The 17,323-nt window shown below is 43.5% G+C and carries 14 protein-coding genes, 9 tRNA genes and 1 rRNA gene; 2 read left to right on the top strand and 22 right to left on the bottom strand.

Annotation, left to right across the window (positions count from 1 at the left end; genetic code table 11):
* Positions 1-36: 36 nt before the first annotated feature.
* The 5 genes from M1K46_RS22175 to M1K46_RS22155 all read right to left on the bottom strand — a co-directional run bounded on the left by M1K46_RS22175 (position 37) and on the right by M1K46_RS22155 (position 5,984).
* Positions 37-1,203, bottom strand: a complete 1,167-nt coding sequence (locus tag M1K46_RS22175) for a mannitol-1-phosphate 5-dehydrogenase (protein WP_256227737.1) — start codon at positions 1,201-1,203, stop codon at positions 37-39.
* 1 nt (position 1,204) lies between these two features.
* On the bottom strand, positions 1,205-1,639 hold the full coding sequence (locus M1K46_RS22170) for a PTS sugar transporter subunit IIA (RefSeq protein WP_053356132.1): 435 nt from the start codon (positions 1,637-1,639) through the stop codon (positions 1,205-1,207).
* Position 1,640: 1 nt separating this feature from the next.
* Positions 1,641-3,761, bottom strand: coding sequence for a BglG family transcription antiterminator (locus M1K46_RS22165; RefSeq protein ID WP_256227736.1), 2,121 nt, complete (start codon positions 3,759-3,761; stop codon positions 1,641-1,643).
* A 171-nt stretch (positions 3,762-3,932) separates the two neighbouring features.
* On the bottom strand, positions 3,933-5,750 hold the full coding sequence (locus M1K46_RS22160; protein ID WP_256227735.1) for a PTS mannitol-specific transporter subunit IIBC: 1,818 nt from the start codon (positions 5,748-5,750) through the stop codon (positions 3,933-3,935).
* Between the two features lie 87 nt (positions 5,751-5,837).
* Positions 5,838-5,984, bottom strand: a complete 147-nt coding sequence (locus tag M1K46_RS22155; protein ID WP_256227734.1) for a hypothetical protein — start codon at positions 5,982-5,984, stop codon at positions 5,838-5,840.
* 238 nt (positions 5,985-6,222) lie between these two features.
* On the opposite strand from M1K46_RS22155, the gene M1K46_RS22150 reads away from it, so the two are divergent.
* Positions 6,223-6,513, top strand: a complete 291-nt coding sequence (locus tag M1K46_RS22150) for a hypothetical protein (RefSeq protein ID WP_053356135.1) — start codon at positions 6,223-6,225, stop codon at positions 6,511-6,513.
* A 739-nt stretch (positions 6,514-7,252) separates the two neighbouring features.
* On the opposite strand, the gene glmS is transcribed toward M1K46_RS22150, so the two are convergent.
* The 6 genes from glmS to sigW all read right to left on the bottom strand — a co-directional run bounded on the left by glmS (position 7,253) and on the right by sigW (position 14,528).
* Positions 7,253-9,055, bottom strand: a complete 1,803-nt coding sequence (glmS, locus tag M1K46_RS22145) for a glutamine--fructose-6-phosphate transaminase (isomerizing) (RefSeq protein WP_256227733.1) — start codon at positions 9,053-9,055, stop codon at positions 7,253-7,255.
* A gap of 468 nt (positions 9,056-9,523) precedes the next feature.
* The gene (gene glmM / locus M1K46_RS22140; RefSeq protein WP_256227732.1) at positions 9,524-10,864 is read right to left on the bottom strand and encodes a phosphoglucosamine mutase; all 1,341 of its coding nucleotides are present in this window, start codon (positions 10,862-10,864) and stop codon (positions 9,524-9,526) included.
* A 3-nt stretch (positions 10,865-10,867) separates the two neighbouring features.
* Positions 10,868-12,289 (bottom strand): CdaR family protein, encoded by a 1,422-nt coding sequence (locus tag M1K46_RS22135; protein WP_256227731.1) that lies wholly within the window; start codon positions 12,287-12,289, stop codon positions 10,868-10,870.
* Positions 12,273-13,103, bottom strand: coding sequence for a diadenylate cyclase CdaA (gene cdaA / locus M1K46_RS22130; protein ID WP_305586218.1), 831 nt, complete (start codon positions 13,101-13,103; stop codon positions 12,273-12,275). Before cdaA ends, M1K46_RS22135 begins: the two co-directional genes overlap by 17 nt.
* Before the next feature lie 226 nt (positions 13,104-13,329).
* A complete protein-coding gene (locus M1K46_RS22125; protein WP_256227729.1) occupies positions 13,330-13,947 on the bottom strand; it encodes an anti-sigma factor family protein in 618 nt (205 codons plus the stop codon).
* A 5-nt stretch (positions 13,948-13,952) separates the two neighbouring features.
* The gene (gene sigW, locus M1K46_RS22120) at positions 13,953-14,528 is read right to left on the bottom strand and encodes an RNA polymerase sigma factor SigW (protein ID WP_062240018.1); all 576 of its coding nucleotides are present in this window, start codon (positions 14,526-14,528) and stop codon (positions 13,953-13,955) included.
* A 212-nt stretch (positions 14,529-14,740) separates the two neighbouring features.
* Between sigW and M1K46_RS22115 the strand changes: the two genes are divergently transcribed.
* A complete protein-coding gene (locus M1K46_RS22115; RefSeq protein ID WP_082683650.1) occupies positions 14,741-14,908 on the top strand; it encodes an aspartyl-phosphate phosphatase Spo0E family protein in 168 nt (55 codons plus the stop codon).
* A gap of 26 nt (positions 14,909-14,934) precedes the next feature.
* On the opposite strand, the gene rocF is transcribed toward M1K46_RS22115, so the two are convergent.
* The 11 genes from rocF to rrf all read right to left on the bottom strand — a co-directional run bounded on the left by rocF (position 14,935) and on the right by rrf (position 17,107).
* Positions 14,935-15,837: an arginase gene (rocF, locus tag M1K46_RS22110; RefSeq protein WP_256227728.1), complete on the bottom strand. Its 903-nt coding sequence runs from the start codon at positions 15,835-15,837 to the stop codon at positions 14,935-14,937.
* A gap of 248 nt (positions 15,838-16,085) precedes the next feature.
* A tRNA-Ala gene (locus M1K46_RS22105) sits at positions 16,086-16,161 on the bottom strand.
* Positions 16,162-16,165: 4 nt separating this feature from the next.
* A tRNA-Gly gene (locus M1K46_RS22100) sits at positions 16,166-16,239 on the bottom strand.
* A gap of 49 nt (positions 16,240-16,288) precedes the next feature.
* Positions 16,289-16,364, bottom strand: a tRNA-Lys gene (locus M1K46_RS22095).
* 31 nt (positions 16,365-16,395) lie between these two features.
* Positions 16,396-16,479: transfer RNA gene (locus tag M1K46_RS22090), tRNA-Tyr, on the bottom strand.
* A 37-nt stretch (positions 16,480-16,516) separates the two neighbouring features.
* Positions 16,517-16,592: transfer RNA gene (locus M1K46_RS22085), tRNA-Thr, on the bottom strand.
* Between the two features lie 19 nt (positions 16,593-16,611).
* Positions 16,612-16,687: transfer RNA gene (locus M1K46_RS22080), tRNA-Val, on the bottom strand.
* Positions 16,688-16,722: 35 nt separating this feature from the next.
* Positions 16,723-16,797 (bottom strand) — tRNA-Glu (locus tag M1K46_RS22075).
* 3 nt (positions 16,798-16,800) lie between these two features.
* Positions 16,801-16,876 (bottom strand) — tRNA-Thr (locus tag M1K46_RS22070).
* Between the two features lies 1 nt (position 16,877).
* A tRNA-Asn gene (locus M1K46_RS22065) sits at positions 16,878-16,952 on the bottom strand.
* 39 nt (positions 16,953-16,991) lie between these two features.
* A 5S ribosomal RNA gene (gene rrf / locus M1K46_RS22060) occupies positions 16,992-17,107 on the bottom strand.
* Positions 17,108-17,323 lie beyond the last annotated feature (216 nt).

Raw genomic sequence — 17,323 nt, 5'->3', positions numbered from 1 at the left:
GATCTCCCTTAAGGAATCCACTGCTTTTTGTTCTTTTTACTTTATTGTGATGCCCGATTTTAATTGATGATAGTGGTTGAGCACGGTTTCAGACAGGATGGACCCTGCTTCAATTCCGGTAAACTGCTCTATAGCTCGTTCGATACCTTTTTCATATATCGCTTCTTGAATAGCGACTGCTTCTGGATCCTCTTTATAATCATAGAGAAGAGCTGAAGCAATGACTCTTGTTAACGAAACTGGGACATCTCCAGTCAGCTGAAGATATTGAACGGCTGGGCTCACAAGACGGTCTGCCGGTCCAAGTTTACGGATCGGAGAACGTCCAACTCTCGTCACCTCGTCCGTGATATAAGGATTCACAAAACGATTTACAATTTTTTCGATATATTTCTGATGTTCATCAGGGTCAAAGGCATATTTGCTGACGAGCATGCGTCCTGTTTCCTGCAGCGTTTGTTGAATCAGTTCTTGCAGTTCTTTGATTTTCATCGCTTCATCAATGGTTCGCATGCCAGCTTGATACCCGATGTATGCAGCTGCTGCATGTCCAGTGTTCACCGTGAACAGCTTTCGCTCAATATACGGTTTCAAATCCTCTACATAGGTGATTCCTTCGACTTCAGGTCTGCTCCCGATGATTTTCGTCTCATCTACTGCCCACTCATAGAAAGGTTCTACCTTAACCATCAGTTTATCTTCATTGGACTGATTGGGAACGATGCGATCAACCGCTGCATCCGGAAATCCAAAGCGGGAATCAAACAGCTGCTTCTCGCTTTCTTCCAATTTCTCGTAAACTTTTTCTTTTAAAAGTGTACTTCCGCCGATCATGTTTTCACAGGCGATGATATTTAAAGGAGCGTTAGTTGCTGCTATTCTTTTACGAAGTCCTTCAGCAATGGAGCCAGCGATAAACGGAAGAATGTTTGGTCCAACTGCTGCTGTTACCAGGTCCGCATTTGCGATGAGCTCAATTACCTGATCAGGATCTGTTCCGCTGTTAACCGCTGATACATTCCTGATCTGAAGTTCTTCCTGGCTTTTATCCGCAAGAACTACAGTATACTGATTCTTTTCATTCAATAAGTCTACGATTTCCTGGTTTACATCTACAAATACTGTTTGATAGCCTGATTGAAACAATAAGTTGCCAATAAATCCTCTGCCAATGTTACCCGCTCCAAAATGTACAGCCAGCATATTAGTTTACTCCTTCAAAGTAGTCTAGAATCTCTTCTTTTGAACCGGCATTTACGATCCCCAGTACATTTTCTTCTTCAGAACAAACAATGGCGATTTGTGAAAGAATCTCCAAATGCTCGTCGCCTTTTCCGGCAATTCCAATCAGCAGTTTCACTTCATTTCCAGGTCCAAATTCCACTCCGCCCGGCACTTGGATAATAGCAATCCCTGACTCCTTGACCGCTTGCTTTGCATCCTCCGTACCATGCGGGATGGCCACAAAGTTCCCCATATACGTAGAGGTCAGCTGCTCCCTCTCCAGCATTTTTTCAATGTATTGCGGTTCAACATATCCATTTTCCACTAACAGGTTTCCGGTTAATCGGATCGCATTTTCCTTGCTCTCCACTTCCGCATTTAATAGGATGTTTTCTTTCGTTAACACTGATGACATATTATCCTCTCCTTAATTCTGTTAGTTTTTCTTTATAAAACTGATCAAACTTTTCCGCCAGATAGGCCGATAGTTTCTGTTCATCCTTTGATTCGAACAGCGCAATGCTTTGTTCGTTTTCAATAATAATGGAACTGATAAAGCTGAGTACCTCTAATCCCTGGCTTGAATACTCGCTGGGCGCAAGCAGAAGCAGTATATTGTCAGCTTCAATGACAGTCTGATCCATGGCGGGCACCCTGACGGCATCTTCCAGCCCATAAATGGTAAAGGAAGGTTTAACGACCTCATCACTGCGTGCATGGTAAAGCACAAGCTCGGTATTCGGTATCCCAAGTCCGCCCAGTTTTTCACGTTCAAACAGTGCAGCAGCAACCTGTTCGCTGCTATGCAGGGCACCTGCTGCAGCCAGAGCTTCACAGGCTTCCTTTAGGATGAGCTCAACGCCTTTCCGGCCATGGACAGGGGTCAGTTTAAATCCTTGTAAGAGGTCCACGATGGCATCGGTATACTTCTTGATGCTCTCCAGCCCTTCCAAAAACTGTTTAGGATCTTTTTCCCCCGTGCTGGTTTCGAGCAAAGCCGAACGCTTCTCTTCTGAATGTGCTCCGGCTGTCTCTGCGATGTATTGCTTAACCTTCTGCAGTTCCTCCTCATTAGGGATGGGGCTGATGACAATATACGGAGAATGATAATCCGGCAGATGTATCGTAGAAATGACAAGATCATACTCTTCCGTGTCCATCTCATTCAATTCAAAGAGTGATACATTTTTCAGTTCCTTAATTTCAGGTATTTCCCGTTTCAGTCGAGTCGCAAGCATTTTGGACGTCCCAATACCCGTAGAACAGATCACTAAAGCTTTCAATCGTTCAGCATGGCGCCCGTTCATCAAAGCGGAACCAAAATGCATGACAAGATAGGCCACTTCCTCATCTGGAATATGCAAATCCGGAAAAATAGCTGCGGCCCCATCCTGTACGATGTGAAAGAGATCTTCATAATCTTTTTTAATCTTGGGCATGAGCGGGTTAGAGATCCCCATGTTTTGCTTGATCCGGTACAGCGCCGGTTTTAAATGCGTAACTAGCCCCTGAAAGAGCGATGCGTTCCCTAAAAGTTCAATACCGGTCTTTTCACCGACAAACATCATCAGGCTTTTCGCTTTTAAAGCCGTTTGAAAACTCGACTCCTCCAGCAAGTATCCTTTGTCCTGCCTAAGCTTGGCACCTTGCAGATGCATCGTAATATAGCCTACCTCTGCTTCAGGTATGTCGGCATGAATGACCTTCTTCAGCTTTTCAATAATTTTTTCAGCTGCCTTATATTCCGGTGCAGTCTTTAACGTCTCCAGAAAAGCCTCGTCCATATTGATGTTTTCTCCCTGCAGAATTCGTTCGATGGCCAGTGTCAGATGGACGACCAGGCCGATATACGCACTGTCTGCAATGGGATAGGGAAGCTCTTCATTCACTTCTTCGATCGCTTTCTCTACCGTCAATAGCCGGTTCTTTTCAACGAGTCCCAATAACCGCTCAGAAATGGAATCAGCCGTATGAAGAGATTTTTTCTGGATATTTTCTTTTACGAGTGATAAGAATTCAGTTTCGTTAAGATTTTGCGCAATGATTTGGCTCATCGCTCTTCTTTTTGCTTTTTCGTCCCCTGTAATTTCTACCCCGTATCCTCTTTTTCTAACAAGGGTCAGATCAAATTCAAGCAGACGGCTTTCTAATTTTGTTAAATCATTGCTGATCGTAGCGATGGTCACGTTTAAATCATGAGCCAGTGAGACAAGCTTAACCGGTTCCTTCGCTTCCAGAAGGGAACAAAAAATCATGGTCTGCCGCTCTTCAGGCGTGTACTCGTTATACGATAAATGAAACAGCGCCAGCTTCAGTTCTTCCATTCTCTGTTCGTCCCCGATGATCTGTATACCCACTCCTGATTTTTTGATCAGCTCCAGTTCATACTCTTTTAGCGTATTTTCAAGTTCTTTTAGATCACGGTGGATCGTCCGGGTACTCACATCAATTTCATCCGCAAGATCCTTGACCGTCATCTCTTCTTTTTTAGATAATAAGATTTCAAATATCAGTCGTTCTCTTGCCGATATATACATGTTCTTCACTCCACGTTAATGACAATATTTAATTTGTATACCCTTAATTAAATAATAAAGCCCCGCCGTTCCTTAATACAACGAAATGAAAAGCCGATTTCGTCATCATCATTGTTGCCATGATTTAAAAAGTATAGAAAAAGTCCGATTCCTGGGAACCGGACTTTTCGATCAGTGCAGGCTTTTGGCTGCTTTTAACTTCTCAAGCAGTTCTTCATATTTCGGTGAGTTTAAAAAGTTCTCAACTGAAATATGTTTTGCGCCCGGTAGTTTAGCTTTTGCACGATCGGTTAAATCTTTGTGGGTGATGACCAAGTCTGCATCAGCGGGCAGATTGGTAATCGAAGTATTGGACACGGAAACATCCAGCCCTGCTTTTTGAACTTTATTTTTGAGTATAGAAGCTCCCATCGCACTCGAACCCATACCCGCATCACAGGCAAAGATAATTTTCGAAACGTCTTCATACTCGTTTTCTGCGATTGGCATACCTTCAGGCTCGGCAGATGCTGTTGTACCTTTGCTTTCTACTAACTCATTCAGCAGTTTTTCATATTTAGGACTGTTCAAGAAATTTTCTACTGAAATGTGTTCGGCATTCGGCAGTTTTGCTTTCGCCCGGTCTGTTAAATCTTTATGCGTAATGACGATATCTGCATCAGCGGGAATATTCGTAATCGATGTATTATACACCGATACATCCAGTCCCGCTTTTCGTGCTTTGTTTTTTAAGATTGAGGCGCCCATTGCACTTGAACCCATACCTGCATCACAAGCGAAAATAATCTTTTGAACGTCGGCACGGCTTTTTTCTACAGCGATGTGGTGCCTGGCACCACCAGACGTTTGTTGCGCTTGCGTTTCTTTCGGTTGGACAAGTGATGAAGCACGGCTTTCTTTTCCTTTAAGTGCAGATGTTTTTTCTGTCGCTTTTGTCAAATCATCTTCATCTGTTTGTTTGGAAGATTTTAAGATGACAGAAGAAATCAAGAAGGATACGGCTGCCGCAACCAGAACTCCAGCTATGACCCCAAGGTAGTGTCCTCTCGGTGTCATGGCAATAAGAGCAAAGATACTTCCTGGTGACGGAGCGGCTACCAATCCTGCGTCAAACAGCAAGAAAGTGAATACACCGGAAGCACCGCCTCCGATTACCGCTAAAAGAAGTAACGGTCTCATCAGAATATACGGGAAGTAGATCTCATGAATCCCGCCAAGGAAATGGATAATGGCAGCCCCTGGTGCCGATTGTTTCGACATTCCTTTTCCAAAAAGGATGTAAGCCAATAGGACACCCAGCCCTGGTCCCGGATTGGATTCCAACAAGAACAGAATGGATTTTCCTGCTTTGGTGGCTTGCTCAATTCCCAGCGGGCTTAAGATCCCATGGTTAATGGCATTGTTTAAGAATAACACTTTTGCTGGTTCGATAAAGATGCTGGCCAGCGGCAGCAAGTGTGCGTCTACAATAGCCTGTACTCCTGCAGCAAGCGTTTTGTTTAACGTTAATACAACCGGTCCAATTCCTTTGTAGGCAATAATCGTTAAAATTCCGGCAATAATCCCGGCGGAAAAGTTATTCACGAGCATCTCGAAGCCGGATTTCACTTTTCCTTCAATCATCTTGTCAAACTTCTTAATGGCATACCCGCCAAGAGGCCCCATAATCATGGCACCTAGAAGCATTGGAATGTCAGCTCCGACAATAACCCCCATCGTTGCCGTGGCACCAACGACACCGCCTCGCAGGTCATAAACGATGCGTCCGCCTGAAAATCCGATAAGCAGCGGCAGCAAGTAAGTGATCATCGGGCTAACCAGTTTTGCCATATCTTCATTTGGAAGCCATCCTGTAGGAATGAATAATGCCGTGATGATTCCCCAGGCGATGAACGCCCCTATGTTTGGCATGATCATACCGCTCAAATAGCTGCCAAACCGCTGTATTTTTACTTTAGCGCCTGTCTTTGTCTGTTCAGAACTTGCCATATCAATCGAAACCCCTTTCCTATTTGGTACTATTCGTACAATCTATAGGTCTTATGCTCTAATAATAAAGCGTTTACACACCATACTTCAATTAAAAGAAAAGGGCATTTTGTCACCATACTTGTTGTCATGTTTAAAACATAAAAAAAGCTGCCATCCATAAATACCATCTGGAAAGCCTTCTTCAAAATCTAAAATTTCTTTACGTAGCTTGTCCTTGTCCTTTTTCTTCATTAGACTCACCTCCTGAAACAATTACCTTTGGCTCATTTTCGTGATTATTTATGCCTCTTGTTCTATAAACTCGCGGAGCTTAAACACACCTTCAAATAACATCTCAGCACTATTCTGATCAAATAATATCTATATATATTGGTGCTGGTTAAAATTACAAAGGATTTGACCAACAGCAATTCATCCTGAGGCAGCGAATGATTATAGGGAAAATCTACATAAAGGAGTTGGTGTAGGAGTGTACGCTGCAGGAGTAATTGACGAAGCAAAAATCCCTTCATTTAAGACTCATGAACAGGCAAAGTTATGGTTTAAAGAAAAGTATGGCGATGCTTTTCAGCTCTCAAATGTTGAGCCGATCGATGGCCAGCAATGCTATTCCTATGTGCTGATCTTAGATGTGCACACTTACATACGTGGACAGGCTGATTTAAAAGAGCATGGAATAATGAAAGATGCACTGAAATATTTAAGTAGCCATCAATCTATTTATATTACGGATGATGGAAGCGTTCACTTCGTTAATTAAATGATAATTGTGAACGATTCATATGTATTTAGATGTTATTTCAGTTATAATTAATTTTAAGCCACTTTAAACTTGTTCACCGACGGGTTTAATTTGAAGACACCATTTATAAAAAAGAATTGAGAATTGTCGATAACCACAAAGAAGTACATAGGATTAAGTTGTCTGATTTAGTTGATGTAAAAATAACTTGAAATAATTACTACAAAAAAAGGGGCTGTCCTGAAAGTCGAAAATTGACCTTCAGCAGCTCCTTTTTGGCTTGAAAATCTTCAATGAAAAGTTGATTGAAGTGGAAGGTGCGAGACTCCTGCGGGACTAGCGTGACAGGTGAGACTCCCGTAGGCGCTAGCGCCAAGAGGCTCACCGCACGCCCCGCGGAAAGCGAGCACCCTGGAACGGAAATCAACAGCTTACAGACTTCTTGGACAGCCAGGGTACAACTTAGTTTTAAAAAGACATTTCTGTTGTAAGATAAAAGAGTTCTTTACTGATACTTGTCAAACTTTTTTGTTGTGCTAAACACTTGATCAAGGACATAGCCTGCTTCATAGTGGAATGCTATAAGAGTGAAATATCCATATAATATTTCACTAAGTGCTCCATAATGAAAAAACCCCTGGAAGTTAAATTCCAAGGGAGAAAAGCACTTTATTATTCAGTAAAGGACTTCTTTATCTAGTAAAATGCTATTTTAGCGTAAAACACCAGTAAATTTCCACTGGCTTTTACTTAATACTTATTCTACTGTTACACTTTTCGCAAGGTTACGCGGCTTATCAACATCACAGTCACGGTGAAGTGCTGCATAGTAAGCAATCAATTGAAGCGGTACAACAGATACGAGCGGAGTAAGGTACTCATGTACTTCTGGAAGTACGATGCGGTCGCCTTCGTCCTTCGTCGCTTCTGTACTGATCACGCAAGTTTCTGCTCCACGGGCTGCTACTTCTTTTACATTTCCGCGGATGCTCAAGTTCACGTGTTCTTGTGTAGCTAGAGCGATAACTGGCGTTCCTTCTTCAATCAAAGCAATCGTACCATGCTTAAGTTCTCCTCCTGCAAAGCCTTCTGCTTGGATATAAGAGATTTCTTTAAGCTTTAGAGAACCTTCCAAACAAACAAAGTAATCAACCGCACGGCCGATAAAGAAGGCATTGCGTGTTACTGATAGGTATTCCTGTGCTACACGATCCATAGTTTCTTTTTGGTCTGTCAATGTTTCCATTGCGTTTGCCACAATCGCAAGCTCTTGAAGCGGATTGAAATCAAGCTCGATGCCTTTTGCACGAGCAGAATCAACGGCAAGAATAGCAAGGACAGCAATTTGCGCTGTATAAGCTTTTGTTGATGCTACTGCGATTTCAGGTCCTGCATATAGGTGAAGTGTATGGTCAGCTTCCCTTGAAAGGGTAGAGCCAGGAACGTTAGTAATCGTCAACGCTTTATGGCCAAGCTTTTTCACTTCTACCAATACCGCACGGCTGTCGGCTGTCTCTCCTGATTGAGAGATAAAGATGAACAATGGCTTCTGAGAAAGAAGCGGCATGTTATAAACGAATTCACTGGCAATATGAACCTCTACAGGGATATTGGCAATGTTTTCGATCAGCTGTTTACCTACAAGTCCTGCATTGTAGCTTGTTCCGCAAGCCACGATGTAAATGCGGTCTGCACCTTTCATCACGCTGCGAATATCGTCATCAAGCTTAAGATTGCCTTCTTCGTTTTGATACTGCTTGATGATGTTACGCATAACAAATGGCTGCTCATCAATTTCTTTCAGCATATAGTGAGGGTACGTTCCCTTTTCGATATCACTTGCATCCAATTCAGCTGTGTATGGATCACGTGCTACTTCTTTGCCGTCCAGTGTTTTGATGGTATAGGAGTCACGTGTTACGATAACGATCTCCTCATCCATCAGTTCAACGTATTGGTCTGTTTGAGAAATCATGGCCATAGCATCACTTGCTACAACGTTAAATCCTTCTCCTACGCCGACCAATAGCGGGCTTTTATTTTTACCAACATAGATGGTGTCTGAATCTTGGTTATCGACTAACGCAATCGCGTAAGAGCCTTTAATAACAGAAAGCGCGTGGCGGAATGCTTCTTCCACGTTCTCTCCTTCGCTGACAAACTTTTCAATAAGCTGTACAACAACTTCTGTATCTGTATCACTTACGAATTCAACATTCGGTAAGTATTCTCTTTTAATATTCTCATAGTTCTCAATAACACCGTTATGCACAAGCGTAAATCGCTCTGCAGTACTTTGGTGTGGGTGAGAGTTCACCTTGCTTGGCGCTCCGTGTGTTGCCCAGCGGGTATGTCCGATCCCCATTGATGTTTCAACGCCTGAGTCAACGATATCACGCAATACAGCAATTCTTCCTTTTTCTTTGAAGACTTGAACGCCGTCGTTATCAACTACAGCAATACCTGCTGAGTCATAACCGCGGTACTCTAATTTTTCCAGTCCGCGAAGCAAGATTTCTTTAGCATCCTTATTCCCTACATAACCTACAATTCCGCACATTTAATATATCCTCCCTTGGGTCAGGTATAGCCCAAAATATGGGCTGGCACCTGCCTCTGTAACAGGGGGACTGTGAGCGGGGCTCACAGCCCCACCTATGTTTGATTTATTTTGTTAGCCACTGCTTTTAATTTTGTACAGGAAGTCGCCTTGCCTGTTTTATTTAAAAGCTTACGAAAGTGACTGGTTCCGAGAGGCATCCGCCGAAAAATCGATGAACCTCTTCCTCGTCAACTATTTTCTTCCGTCCGAAAATAGTTCAGGCGCTTAGGTTAATAAATTGGCCGCTCTATCCACCTTCCCGTTTCGAAGTAAATTCAAACCTAATGATATCTTGTTTCGATTTAAGCGTCAATTGGTTGCTAAGCAGCTTAATAAATATTTAATAAAATATGCATAAGCGAACCCGCTGGTGATACGCTTATGCATAGGTTTCGTGCCTATCTTGATGAATGAGGGTGCATTTGACTAAACAAGTTCCGCCTTGACCACATCAGCTATCTGATCAGCATAGATTTGGCATTGTTCCTTCGTAGGTGCTTCGACCATGACACGCACCAACGGCTCAGTTCCCGATGGACGGACAAGTACACGCCCGTTTCCGTTCAATTCTGCTTCGACCTTCTCGATCGCAGATTGGATCGTTGTATTGCCTTCAAGCTTTGTTTTATCTACAACTCTTACGTTGATTAAAAGCTGAGGGAACTTTTTCATTTCATCCGCAAGCTCAGATAATGGCTTTTTCGTCTGCTGGACGATACTTGCTAATTGAATAGCCGATAACATGCCATCACCCGTCGTGGTATGGTCAAGGAAAATGATATGTCCTGATTGCTCTCCGCCCAGGTTATATCCGCTCTTTCTCATTTCTTCCATCACATATCGGTCGCCGACAGCAGTCTGAACCGATTTTACTTCTCTGTCTTCAAGTCCTTTATAGAATCCAAGGTTGCTCATCACAGTGGAGACGATGGTATCGTTCTTCAGTCTTCCCTGTTCTTTTAAGTAGACGGCGCAAATAAACATGATTTGGTCGCCATCCACGATGTTCCCCTTTTCATCAATCGCAATCAGACGGTCTCCGTCCCCATCAAAGGCCAGACCCATGTCTGCTCCTTTTTCCTTGACCAGTTCAGCCAATTTTTCAGGGTGTGTGGAACCTACACCATCGTTAATATTTAGACCATTTGGGCTCGTTCCCATCGTTGAGATATCGGCTTCCAGGTCAGCAAACAGATGCGGAGCCAAAGAAGATGTTGCACCGTGAGCGCAGTCGAGTGCGATATGCATACCGGAAAAATCGCCAGGGACGGTTTGTTTTAAATATTGAAGGTACTTTTGTCCGCCTTCGAAATAGTCGCCTACTGAGCCGATATCGCCGCCTGAAGGGCGCGGAAGCTCGTCTTTCTCCTGATCGAGGAGAGCTTCAATCTCTGCTTCCTGCTCATCCAAAAGCTTAAAGCCATCCGCTCCGAAAAACTTAATTCCGTTGTCAGCGACTGGGTTATGGGAAGCAGAGATCATGACACCTGCCTGAGCGCCAAGTGCCTTTGTCAAGAAAGCAACGCCAGGTGTCGAGATGACACCTAAACGCAATACTTCAGCTCCCGTAGATAAAAGGCCAGCCACCAATGCTCCTTCAAGCATATGACCAGAAATTCGTGTATCTCTGCCGATCAGTACTTTTGGTTTTTGGGTTTCCTTTGTTAATACATATCCCCCAAATCGGCCAAGTTTAAAAGCTAATTCTGGTGTAAGCTCTGTATTGGCAACTCCTCTTACCCCGTCTGTTCCAAAGTATTTTCCCATGATTTAATTCTCTCCTTCAGTAATTGATTCGGTACGATCCGATTGTCCCTCTGCCTTTGATTGAGAAAAGGTTGGGTTATTGTCCGGCTTGCTGCCGGCAGTGCCGTTATTCTCGTTATTGCTGTTCTTATCCCCGCTCTGCGATGTGGTTTGGTCAGTCTGGTTATCAGAGCCAGTCTGGGTTTCTGTGGTTTCGATTTTGATTTTCGCCGTCGTAAACTCCTTTTTCATTTGAAGGTTCTTGGAGTTTGAGGCTTTTATCGAAATCGTATGCTCGCCTGGTTTCAGCTTGCTGACATCAACATATGCCCTAATATCTGAAGCCACCAATGCATCAACTGTTTTTTTGCTGCCTGTAATGGTCACATCCATCTTTCCGCTCGCAGGAGATAAGAAGGACGCCTGCTGTTCAGGAGTCTCTCCCCTCATTTCAATAGGGATATCCTTAAAGGTCTTTGTTTTCACGTCATTCTCTACATCCACTTTTACTTGGACTTGTTTGGGATTTACAGCTTCTGTGCCTTTTGGAAGAGGCACATCAACGTCTATCGTTGAATCTTCTTTAATCTTGTCTAAATCTATGTCTACGCCGCTTACTTCACTGATTTTATCAAGGGCGGATGAAGGACCTGTTAACGTCACTTCTTTTGGATCCACAGTTATACCTGCAAGGGTAAGCCCGTCAGGAAGGTTGCCTTTTTCATTCAGGCTCAGCGGTACCGTTTTACTTGGTTTTGTAATAGGGACCGTAACATTGACAGACTTTGGATCAATCAGTACATCGAGCAGATTGCCTTGACTGTCGTAAGCCCGCAGCGGCACCCTTGATTCTACCTTATCCTTGGCATTCGAAACATCCACTGATGCCCGGATACTTGCAATATCACTGATGTAATCCTCTGGACCTGTTACATACACACTCTTCGGCGAGTAGCTAAGTTTTCCGGCTTCATAACCCTCCGGCAGCTTATTCTTGTTCTTGATATCCACAGAAATCGGGATCTGCTTCGTTTGTTTTCTGTGAAGCGTTACTTCCACTTCCTGAGGTGATGGAACGGCTCTTAACCCTTCCGGAACATTCCTGATTTTCACAGGAACTTTTTTTGTACCTGGACCCATCTTCGTAAGATCGATATAGACTTCCATTCGACGGTCTACTTTTAATGCTTTCGTCAGCAGATTGGAAGAACCCGTCAGCTTGACGTTCACCGATCGGGGCAAGTCTGTAAGTACGTATTTATTTTCATCAAAAAAAGGCGTAATGGCAACCCCGCTTACTGTTTCACTCGTCTTGGAGACGGAGGTGAACAGGGATTGCCGGTCAGATTGCTGCTGGTTTTCCATGGATAGGACGGTATAAAGCATTAATGCCAAAAGAAAAGCGATAATTTTTACAAACCAATTGCTCTTAAGGAGTTTGTCCATTTTTCTTCCCCCTCCAATTCCAGCGTGATGAGGAAGCATTTCTGCCTGATACCATTAATTCCGCATTCAATAAAACTCTCAGTGTTTCCTCATTCAGGTTGCGATGGATTTCTCCGTTCTTCGTAATCGAGATGCCACCGGTTTCTTCTGAGACAATGACAGTAATCGCATCTGTCACTTCACTTACACCGATAGCCGCTCTGTGCCTTGTACCCAGTTCTTTGGAAACAAACGGGCTTTCGGTCAACGGAAGATAACAGCCTGCCGCAACGATCTCATTCTGCCGCAAAATAACCGCTCCGTCGTGCAGAGGCGTGTTGGGCACAAAAATATTGGTCAGCAGCTCTGATGACAATTTCGAATGAATAGGAATCCCTGTTTCCACATAATCGGTAAGACCGGTTTCTCTTTCAAACGATATGATGGCCCCAATTCGGCGCTTGGCCATATAACTGGTTGACTTAACGATCGCATCAATGGAGTTTCCCATCTCCTCTTCGTCAGCTAAACCAGATCGGGAAAACAGTTTTCCCCTGCCGAGCTGCTCCAGCGCTCTCCTTAATTCAGGCTGGAAAATAATAATAATGGCCAATAATCCATATGTAATGGCTTTATCCATCAGCCAGCCCATTGTCCGCAGTTCAAAGAAACTGCTCGCAAGCCATACAGCTACAATGACCACAATTCCTTTTAAAAGCTGTACCGCCTTGGTTCCTCTTATCAGCATTATTAATTTATAAAAAACATAGGTAACCAGCAAAATATCAACGATCTGGCTGATATAGCTACCTAAACTAAAACTTCCAACAGGCAACATGACATCACTCCACTTCAGGGAACTACTCTTTCTATGTTAATGTAGTGCAACAATGATCATAATTATTCGGTATCCCTTATTATAGCATATCCCATCCGCTGCCATAAAAGTTGGAGACTGGCTGGCCGGGTGTCTTTGGCTGCGTTATAAAGTCCCGAAAAAGTAAAAAGCCAGCCATAAACAGGCGGCTTTTTAGATCTTCATATTAGTTCGATACTAAATATTATTTTTGTTCCTCTCCTGTGAAGAACATTTTAAGTTTATACCAGACCCATTCAACCACTTGATGGATTTCCTGGCTGTCACCGGTTATCTGGCCCGCGGAAGCCATATATTTTTTCCCTTTGATGACGACGACATTGCCGTCAACCTTTCCTTCCACCCTAACATCGCCATTTTCTACGACCAGGTCACCTTTGACCGTTTTTCCTTTAGGAACGATAACTGTATGCGTGGATGGCTTGATCTGAACGTTATCCGAGCCGGAGACTACTGATAGTTCATTCCCCGTACTCCAATTGGCCATGACTGAACCGAACATTAAGATTAAGAATACTGCAGCCGCAGTCAGGACTGGATAACGCCTGATCCATTGAGCCGGCATCCTTTTCTTTTTCACGGCAGGAAGCTTCTTCATTACATTCTCTGTAAAATGGTCGGGAGCAACAACAGGCGCTGATTCTTTCATGTCGGAAATGATTTCTTTCAGGGCATAATAGTGCTCTCTGCAGGCTTCGCAATTTTCCAGATGTATGTTCAGCTCTTTCTGCTCCAGCTCCGTTATATCCCTATCCAGGGCTTTATCAATCAGGCTCATATATTTTTCTGTATCACATGACATTATGTTCACCTCGATTTTGCAACCTTTTTATACACCTTTTTTAACGCTTCTCTTCCCCGATGTATCCGTGTTTTGACAGTCGGAACGGGCAAATCCATAACAGAGCTGATCTCTTCAAGCGATAGATCTTCGACATACTTTAGCAGGATCGCTGTCCTGTACTTTTCCGGAAGTTTCATGATTTCCTGCTGGAGATGATCCCGCTTCTCCTTTTCCTCCACTTCCTCTTCCGGAAGTGGATCCGCTCCTGCCACCTGGCTGTAAAGCGTTGCTCCTTCCGTTCCTGGAATTTCAGCATCCATAGAGTAATCCGGTTTCTTTTTCCGCAGTTTATCAATACACAAGTTTGTGGCGATGCGATACAGCCACGTTGAAAACTTATAGCTTCCACTGTATTTATCAATGTTTACGTAAGCGCGGACAAATGCTTCCTGAGCAAGGTCCTCCGCCTCATGGCTGTCTCCGACCATTCTGTAGCACAGCCGGTATATTTTATCTTTGTAAATTTCAACAAGACCTTCAAAAGCCTCCTGGTTTCCTGCTTTCACTTGGGTAACCAGATTATTAATTAATGAATCCATTTCAATTTTCCACCACCAGTTGCGGTTCGTATTTTTCTACGTTTAGTATTCAAAAAAGTTTCATATTCCATAAAAAATTGAGCAATTTTTATTTTAGCATGAAAACAGACAGGGATAGAGAAATGTTTTGTACAAAATTTAGAAAATGAGTTTTAATTTGGATAATTGAGGGAATAGTGGAATTAAAGATTTTTTTTAAGGAGCGTGTACACATGGACCGCAATATCCTGCTAAGAGAAATTGAAGTTTCACGGAAAAAAATGAATGAAATGTCTAAAATTATGCCTTTAATCGCTGAAGAAATTGTTGAAATCAGCCAACACATAGATGCTCTATTAAATGAATTCCAAAAAGCAAACGTAAAAAACAGCTACTCGTAATCGAGAGCTGTTTTTTTGATTTATAATTATAATAATTTTTCGCCAAATAGTGATCCCATTAGCGCCACAGCTACTGTCGCTGTCTTGTTTCTTTCGTCAAGAATTGGATTGACCTCTACAAATTCAGCTGAAGTAATAATCTGAGACTCGGCCAGCATTTCCATCGCCAAATGGCTTTCTCTGTAGCTGATTCCACCAAGAACCGGTGTACCTACACCCGGTGCGTCAAGCGGATCCAATCCATCAAGGTCAAGGCTTAAATGAACACCGTCCGTTTTTTTAGAAAGGTATTCAATCGTTTCCTCCATTACCTTGGTCATGCCGATCCGATCAATTTCATGCATCGTGTATACTTTAATACCGCGTTCTTTGATTAATTCTTTTTCTCCTTCATCCAATGAACGGGCACCGATAATAACAATATTTTCAGGCTTAACTTTTTGCTCATATCCTCCAATGCAAGTTAAGGATTCATGCCCGATTCCCAAACTTGCTGCAAGGGGCATACCATGAATGTTTCCGCTTGGTGAAGTATCAGCGGTATTCAAGTCTCCATGAGCATCATACCAGATGACGCCAAGATTTTCGTAGTGCTTGGCAATTCCAGCAAGAGAGCCGATCGCGATACTGTGGTCTCCCCCAAAGACAAGAGGAAACCGGTTTTCCTGAATGACATTAGAAACCGTGTCTGCCAGCTTTTCACTTGCAGTTGAAACTTCTTGAAGGTTCTTAAGATTGGTGTCTATTTTTTCTTCTATTGTCCCAGGCCGGGCAATCTCTATGTCCCCGAAATCCTGGACATTATAATTTATATCTTCTAAACGTTCCACAATTCCTGCATATCGAATGGCGCTTGGCCCCATGTCAACGCCGCGCCTTGTCTGCCCTAAATCCATCGGTACTCCGATGATCGTAATATCCTTCTTCATTCTGTACGGCCTCCCCTTATGCTGTGTTTCAAAAAATTCTATAAATTCATTGTAGCCTGTCTATTCGTGTTGGTTCAACTGGACAGAAATATGCATAGATATACCGATACGTAAGCGCTTTCGAGCAGGTTGATGGATAATTATTAGGACAAAAGCACCGTCCTCTTTATTGGATCAGGAATCCTTGAAGGTTTGAAAGACATAAAAAAGCCCTTAGACATTCGTCTAAGGACAGTACTTATTATGTATGGTGGAGCCTAGCGGGATCGAACCGCTGACCTCCTGCGTGCAAGGCAGGCGCTCTCCCAGCTGAGCTAAGGCCCCATAATGGAGCGGGTGATGAGAATCGAACTCACGACCAGAGCTTGGAAGGCTCTTGTTTTACCACTAAACTACACCCGCATATTATACTTTGTAACCATTGATATCATCTTTTATTCAGAAGTTCAAATGGTGAGCCATGAAGGACTCGAACCTTCGACCCTCTGATTAAAAGTCAGATGCTCTACCGACTGAGCTAATGGCTCGTGTTGTAACATAATCTGTCGGAAATAAAGATGGTGGAGGGGGACGGATTCGAACCGCCGAACCCAAAGGAGCGGATTTACAGTCCGCCGCGTTTAGCCACTTCGCTACCCCTCCACATAAAAAAAGGCTTCAGACATTACTTATAAAAAAATGGTGCCGGCTAGAGGACTTGAACCCCCAACCTACTGATTACAAGTCAGTTGCTCTACCAATTGAGCTAAACCGGCCTGCCGTTGGGATAAATAATGGTGGAGGATGACGGGTTCGAACCGCCGACCCCCTGCTTGTAAGGCAGGTGCTCTCCCAGCTGAGCTAATCCTCCGTATTAATGAATGTTATTTTCTTAACGAAAAAACTTGGTGACCCGTACGGGATTCGAACCCGTGTTACCGCCGTGAAAGGGCGGTGTCTTAACCGCTTGACCAACGGGCCGACTGGAGCTTCCAACCGGGCTCGAACCGGTGACCTCTTCCTTACCATGGAAGCACTCTACCTACTGAGCTATGGAAGCATGGCTCCACAGGTAGGACTCGAACCTACGACCGATCGGTTAACAGCCGATAGCTCTACCACTGAGCTACTGTGGAATAATAATAAAACCACATACGAGTATGTATGAAATGATAGCCTGGCAACGTCCTACTCTTACAGGGGGAAGCCCCCAACTACCATCGGCGCTGAAGAGCTTAACTTCCGTGTTCGGTATGGGAACGGGTGTGACCTCTTCGCTATCGCCACCAGACTGTCTTTCAAAGGATGTCCTATTTTCTCAAGGACAAGTTACATTTTACAATGTATTTGCTCTTTTGACAAGAGCTTTTTTAGAAAAAATGAGGTATATTCCCTCAAAACTAGATAACTTTCCATCCAAACTTTCACTGATGCTAACGTCCAGCTCCATGAACCATATCCTCGAGGTCGTTTCAATCCCTCCTACGAACACCAAAAACGTGTTCTC

It is taken from the genome of Fictibacillus sp. WQ 8-8 (genome assembly GCF_024494405.1).
Taxonomy (GTDB): Bacteria; Bacillota; Bacilli; order Bacillales; family Fictibacillaceae; genus Fictibacillus_C; species Fictibacillus_C marinisediminis.
The sequence above is the reverse complement of the archived record's forward strand: the minus strand, read 5'-3'. Positions and strand labels throughout refer to the sequence as shown.